This is a genomic window from Butyrivibrio sp. (assembly GCF_024699075.1).
In genome coordinates this window covers 1-6,788 of record NZ_JAILQF010000259.1, presented here as the reverse complement: position 1 = coordinate 6,788, position 6,788 = coordinate 1, and the positions used below count along the sequence as shown (strand labels likewise).

At 39.6% G+C, this 6,788-nt stretch carries 5 protein-coding genes; all 5 read left to right on the top strand.

Annotated elements, in window-relative coordinates; all coding sequences use genetic code 11:
* The coding region (locus K6G87_RS10595) for a helix-turn-helix domain-containing protein (RefSeq protein ID WP_296836824.1) at positions 1-1,473 on the top strand (1,473 nt) is incomplete at its 5' end.
* Positions 1,474-1,480: 7 nt separating this feature from the next.
* Positions 1,481-2,830 (top strand): sensor histidine kinase, encoded by a 1,350-nt coding sequence (locus K6G87_RS10590; RefSeq protein ID WP_296836822.1) that lies wholly within the window; start codon positions 1,481-1,483, stop codon positions 2,828-2,830.
* Positions 2,831-3,134: 304 nt separating this feature from the next.
* Complete coding sequence (locus tag K6G87_RS10585) at positions 3,135-4,277, top strand: ABC transporter substrate-binding protein (RefSeq protein ID WP_296836819.1); 1,143 nt, start codon at positions 3,135-3,137, stop codon at positions 4,275-4,277.
* A 125-nt stretch (positions 4,278-4,402) separates the two neighbouring features.
* Positions 4,403-5,920: a sugar ABC transporter ATP-binding protein gene (locus K6G87_RS10580; RefSeq protein WP_296836816.1), complete on the top strand. Its 1,518-nt coding sequence runs from the start codon at positions 4,403-4,405 to the stop codon at positions 5,918-5,920.
* The coding region (locus K6G87_RS10575; RefSeq protein ID WP_296836813.1) for an ABC transporter permease at positions 5,913-6,788 on the top strand (876 nt) is incomplete at its 3' end. The genes K6G87_RS10580 and K6G87_RS10575, both read left to right, overlap by 8 nt.

Genomic DNA, 6,788 nt, shown 5'->3' with positions numbered 1-6,788 from the left:
GATATCAGGATGCCTTTTATGGACGGTCTTGAGCTTAGCCGTCTTATCAAAAAGAATCTTCCCAAAACCAAGATCATAATCTTAAGCGGATATGATGATTTTCAATATGCCCGCGAAGCGATCAGTATTGGAGTTACTGATTATCTTTTAAAGCCTATTTCAGGCGCTCAGCTCCTTGAAGCTATTTCAAAAGTATCTGATGGAATAAGGGCTGAGCAGGATCAGCAGAGATTTATGGAAAGATACAGGAAGGAACGGGAAGAAAACCGCATTCTTGAAAAGCGTGTGCTTTTCAGGGAACTTATTGCGGGTGCTCGCTCTATGCCTGAAATTCTTGATAAGGGCAAGGGACTTGGTATAAATCTTGCTGCAGGAGCCTATGGAATAGTAATGTTCCAGATAAGAGTCCGTGAAGATAACCAGAAAGAAAGCGAGATTACAGAAGCCTATTCAGAAAGTATAGAAAAGATAACATCTATACTTAGAGATAAATATAACAAAGCAGATGGAATCCAGGTTTATGAGCAGCTTGGAGGAGTTTTTGTATTCCTTGTGCTTGGCAGAGACAGGCAGCAGACGTCAGACAGTATGGATGTTCTGTTAAAAGAGCTTGAAGATATCATGAAGGACAAAACAGGCCTTAACTATTATGTAGGAAGAGGAATCGTAGTAGATAGAATAAGAGAAGTCGGCAGAAGCTACGAATCAGCAAGTAAGGCCTTTGCACACAGATTTTTGTATGATACCAGCATGGTCTTTGATGGTCAGGGGCAAGGCATAAAGGAAGCGGATTCTGTAAACATTAATATAGATGAAATAGATATAGGAAAATTAGACAGGCGTATCGTTACAGGCTTTTTGAGAAATGGAAACCTGGAAGAGCTTGGCCACTTTGTAGAAGATTTTGTGGAAAATACAGGAAAAGGTAATTTTGAATCGCTTATTTTCAGACAATATATAAGCGTAGATATGTATTTTACAGTAGTTTCTTTTCTCGAATCAATAGGATATACAAGAGATGAGATAACAGAAAGGCTTGGAAATATAGGAGATAAGCAGTCATCACTTGATGATACTCCTAAGACGGAAAAATATATAAATGATATACTATCAAAAGCTCTTGAGATGAGAGACAAGGTTTCTGATTCCAGATACAGTTCTCTTATAAATAGTGCAAGGAATTATATTTATGAGCATTACAACGATGAAGATATATCTCTTAACCAGGTTGCAGCCAGTGTTAATATAAGCCCTAATCATTTTAGCTCTGTGTTTAAGAAAGAGACGGGTGAAACTTTTATAGAATTCCTTACAACAGTTCGTATGGACAAGGCCAAGGAGCTCCTTGAAACGACAGATATGAAGGCTTCCGAAGTCGGATACGAAGTTGGATACAGGGATCCGCACTATTTTAGTTATATATTTAAGAAAACGCAGAATATAACACCAAAACAGTACAGAGAGAAAGAGTGAATTATTTATGGCTAAAGATCAGAAGAGAAAATTTATCAGTGGCTTATCTGTAGGCAAGAAGCTTACAGTGATGGTTCTGGTAATGCTTATTCCTTTTTCTATGATCACTGTATTCCTATTGTATACTCTTAATCGTTTTGGTAATTCTTATAATCTTGTAGTATCTAATGTTGCTATAGCCAATCAGTACAATCTCGAATTCAGAGAAGAGTATGATGCTGTGCTGTATCAGATGGTTGCAAGATCTATTACCAAAGATGCCATTAATGAAGAGCTGGGTCTTACCAATCCTGACGATATGACAGAAAGTGTAAGGCAGAGTTTTGATAGTCTTGTCACAGGTTCAACATCCCAGAATGCAAGAAAATCTGCTGAAAGTGTTCTTAAGCTTCTTACAACACTTGATGACAGATGTAATGATATCAATAACAATATCATTGATGGAGGCGCTTATGATGTTAATATGAGCGCCCTTGATAATGATATCCGTGTTATCACAGAGCTTATCCAGGAGAGAATATCCGAATATATCTATTATGAAGCAGGTAGTATGGAACTGATAAGATCTGCCATGGAAACGGAACGTATTAAACTGATCAGAGCAATAGGTATATTCTTTGTAGTATTTTTGATATTCGTACTGTTCCTTGTAATATATCTGTCCTCTGCAATAACTCAAGAAGTTGATATTCTTGTGGGAGAAGTTAAAAGTGAGCAGATCAATTCGAGAAATTTGGAGCTCAAACTTCTTCAGTCGCAGATAAACCCTCACTTTTTGTACAATACACTTGATAATATAGTATGGCTTTCAGAAGGCGGGAGAAAAGATGATGTTACAGGTATTGTCACTTCTCTTTCCAGGTTCTTTAGGACTACGCTGTCAGGAGGACTTGATTATATAACTATAAAGCAGGAAATATCTCATATAGAGTCTTATCTTCAGATTCAAAGATTCAGATACCGTGACATACTAAACTATGAAATTGATATACCTGAAGGATTCCTTGGCTACAGGATCATTAAGATGACCTTGCAGCCTGTAGTTGAGAATGCTCTGTATCACGGCATCAAGAATAAAAGGGGTGGTGGCACTATAAAAATATCCATGCACCACTTAAATAATGATCTTGAAATTGATGTAGAAGATGACGGAATAGGCATGAAAGAAATTGATACTTTAAAACTCCAGCGTCTTGCAGACGGCCTTGAAAAAGCAAGAGAAGATAATGCAGGCTTTGGAATGGCCAATGTTGGCGAGCGTATGAGACTTAATTATGGAGCTGAGTACGGACTTAAGATTGAAAGCGAGTACCAAAAAGGGACTAAAGTAAGAATTATTTTCCCAAAAGAACAGTAAGTAGCCCATACGTTATAACGATGTAGTCATACTCTCCATTACCTTTAGGGGATGGGGAGTTTACATACAAAATATATATTCAATAGTAAATTAATAAAATATCGAAATTACATTCGTAAAAAATCAAACTTTTTCCAAAACTTAATAAAAAATAAAACCAAAAAGCGAAAATAATGCATCGAAACCTTGTCCTTCATACAATACAATTGGTAACAGTTACTGATTAACTACTATGTAGAAAGGCTAAAAATACCAAGGGTAGTTTTGGCCTGTAGCCAAGCTAAGAGCTTGAAGGAGGGTTCAAATGAAAAAGAGATTACTTGGAGCATTAATTTCTTCTGCAATGGTTGCAAGTCTTCTTGCAGGATGTTCATCATCAAATTCAGGTACAACAGAGCCTGTAACTGATGGCGGTACAGAAACAGAACAGACTACAGAAGAGACAGCTGATACAGCAGCAACTGTAGAAGAAGCTGCGCAGGAAGTAGCTGAAAACACAGAAAGTGCAGATGGGGAACTGATCGATATCGGTTTTGCACAGGTTGGACATGAATCTGACTGGCGTACAGCATCTACAAAATCCTGTCAGGATGTATTCTCAGAAGCTAATGGTTACAACTTAAGCTTTGTTGACTGCGATAATGATTCAGCAGCTCAGCTCGAGGCGGTTAGAAGCTTCATCGAGCAGGATGTTGACTATATCATCATTGATCCTATCGTATCTACAGGTTGGGATACAGTCCTTACAGAGTGTGAAGATGCAGGAATCCCTGTTATCGTAATTGACCGTACAATTGATGATTCTGACAAGTATGCAGCATGGGTTGGATCTGATTTCAAGCAGGAAGGTCTTGCAGCAGGTGAGTGGCTCAAAGCTTATGCTGATTCTAAGGGAATCACAGAGATCAACGCTCTTGTTATTTCAGGTACAACAGGTGCATCCGCTCAGATCGGACGTTCTGATGGATTCAAGGAAGTAGCAGACAGCTATGGTTGGACAATCCTTGATGAGCAGTCAGGTGACTTCACAGAAGACGGCGGTCAGGAAGTTATGGAATCATACTGCAAGAGCTATGAAGGCAAGTTCAACGTAGTTGTTTGTCAGAATGATAATGAAGCATTTGGTGCTATGACAGCAATGGACAATGCTGGTGTTACATATGGTCCTGATGGCGATGTAATCCTTATCTCATTTGATGCTTGTACAGCTGGTCTTGAAGAAGTAAAGGCTAGAAAGATCACAGCAGACTTTGAGTGTAATCCTCTTGCAGCTCCTACAGTTGAGGAAGTTATCAAGACTCTTCAGAGCGGCGGAACACCTGAGACAGAAGTATACATGCCTGAGCACTGGTATGCACTTTCAGATGCTATCGTTGAATTCTCAATTAACGGTGAAGCACAGGAAATGACAGAAGTTACAGATGAAGTTATAGAAGCTCAGTATTAATTGATCTTAAAAAAGTAAAAGTTGCTTCTAAATTGAGGTATCAAAGCCTCAGTCTCAAAAGGCCAGGACCGGGTCCGGTTCTGGTCTTTATAAAAGATATGGCATATAGTTTAAGGGAGGCGCGCATGGAAGAAAGTGTTGTTCTGACAGCCAGAGGGATCAGCATGACATTCCCCGGTGTCAAGGCTCTTGAAGACGTTGATTTTACTCTTCGAAAGGGAGAGATTCACGCGCTGATGGGAGAGAACGGAGCAGGGAAGTCTACGCTTATCAAATGCCTTACAGGTATCAACGACTTTGAGGCAGGGGAGATCCACATAGATGGAATTGAAGGCCCGGTACGAAATCATTCTACAAAAGATGCACAAGAAGTAGGTATATCAACAGTATACCAGGAAGTAAATCTCTGCCCTAATCTTTCTGTAGCAGAGAATCTTTTTATTGGAAGAGAACCTCTTACCAAAATAGGTACGGTAGACAGACATTCATATTACAAAAGGGCAGCAATGCTCATGGATGATCTTGGTATATCCGTAGATGTAACTCAGAATCTCGAAAATTACTCGCTTGCAGTTCAGCAGATGGTCGCAATAGCAAGAGCAGTTGACATGGAATGTAAGGTTCTTATTCTGGACGAGCCTACATCATCTCTTGACGATGAAGAGGTTGAGAAGCTCTTCGGACTTATGAATATGCTGAAAAATAAAGGCGTTGGAATCATATTCGTAACTCATTTCCTTGAACAGGTATATGCAGTCTGCGACAGGATCACAGTTCTTAGAAATGGTAAGCTTGTTGGTGAATACAAGGTAGAAGAGCTGCCAAGACTTAAACTCGTAGCAGCTATGATGGGTAAGGATTTTGATGATCTTGCAAAGATCAAATCAGATACTGCCAAGAAGCAAAATGAAGAAGTCATAATAAGTGCAAAGGGGCTAAGCCATACAGGAACAGTAAAGCCTTTTGATCTTGATATTCATAAAGGCGAAGTTGTAGGAGTTGGAGGACTTTTAGGATCAGGCCGAAGCGAACTTGTAAGGACTATCTACGGCGCAGATAAGGCTAATACAGGAACTCTTAAGGTTAAAGGACAGGAAGTTAAGATTTCTCAGCCTATAGATGCAATGAATAAGGGAATGGGACTTCTTCCTGATGACAGAAAGGCAGAAGGTATCATTGAAGATATGTCTGTCAAAGACAATATAATCCTTGCTCTTCAGGCCAAAAACGGAATGTTCAAACTCCTTTCACCGCAGCAGCAAAATGAAATAGCAGATAAGTATATCGATATACTTTCTATAAAGACTCCAAGCAGAGACACACTTGTAAAGCAGCTCTCAGGTGGTAATCAGCAGAAAGTAATACTTGCAAGATGGCTTGCAACAGATCCTGATTTCCTTATTCTTGATGAGCCTACAAGAGGTATCGATGTAGGAACCAAGACTGAGATTCAGAAGCTTGTATTACAGCTTGCAGAAGAAGGAAAGAGCATCATGTTCATATCATCCGAGATATCAGAGATGATAAGAACCTGTAGCCGTATGGTTATTATGAGAGACGGCGCCAAAGTCGGGGAGATAGACGATGATCTTACTGAAGATCACGTTATGAAAGTTATTGCGGGAGGTAAGGAAAATGAGTAATGGGAATAATAACAAAGAGTCCTTACTTGTAAAAATAAGGAAATCACCTCTTTTTCTTCCGATAGTTGCACTTATTCTTGTAATGGCAGTAAATATCATACATGACGCAGCAACCGGATCTAATCCGCTATCTTTTTTCATTATAAGACTTCAGAATACGACCAGTAACGGAACGATTCTGTATGGCCGTATAATCGATATTCTAAACAGGGGAAGCGAAGCTGCAATACTGGCGCTAGGTATGACGCTGGTTGTATCCAGCTCTGCGGGAACTGATATTTCCGTTGGATCTGTAATGAGTCTTTCAGCATCTTTTTGCTGTATGCTCCTTGCAGGATACGGTGTATCATCTACCAACGAGCTTGCAGTTCCGCTTATAGTAGGCGTCCTTGGCGGACTTTTAATGGGATGTCTTTGCGGATGCTTCAATGGATTTCTTGTTGCACACCTTCATATACAGCCGATGGTTGCAACACTTATCCTATATTCAGCAGCAAGAGCTATAGGACTTTTGCTTTGCAATGACCTTATCGTTTATATAAGAAATGATTCTTATGGTATATTCGGAAGCTTCATTGGACCTATACCAACACCTGTTATAATCACTGCAATATGCGTATGTGTCCTGTCAATTGTCCTTAAGAAAACAGCACTTGGACTTTATATCCAGTCAGTTGGTATCAATTCAAAGGCAAGCCGTATTGCAGGACTTAATTCAAAGCGTATCATCTTTTTGACATATGTTATATGCGGACTGTTTGCAGGAATTGCCGGAATCGTAAACTCATCCAGGATCACTTCAGCCGATTCCAACAACATAGGTCTTTATCTTGAAATGGATGCAATCCTTGCTGTTGCTCTTGGAGGT

Bases quoted from the DNA above. Each gene is read 5' to 3' on its own strand.
- K6G87_RS10590 (WP_296836822.1), top strand. From the start codon at position 1,481: ATGGCTAAAGATCAGAAGAGAAAATTTATCAGTGGCTTATCTGTAGGC.
- K6G87_RS10585 (WP_296836819.1), top strand. From the start codon at position 3,135: ATGAAAAAGAGATTACTTGGAGCATTAATTTCTTCTGCAATGGTTGCA.
- K6G87_RS10580 (WP_296836816.1), top strand. From the start codon at position 4,403: ATGGAAGAAAGTGTTGTTCTGACAGCCAGAGGGATCAGCATGACATTC.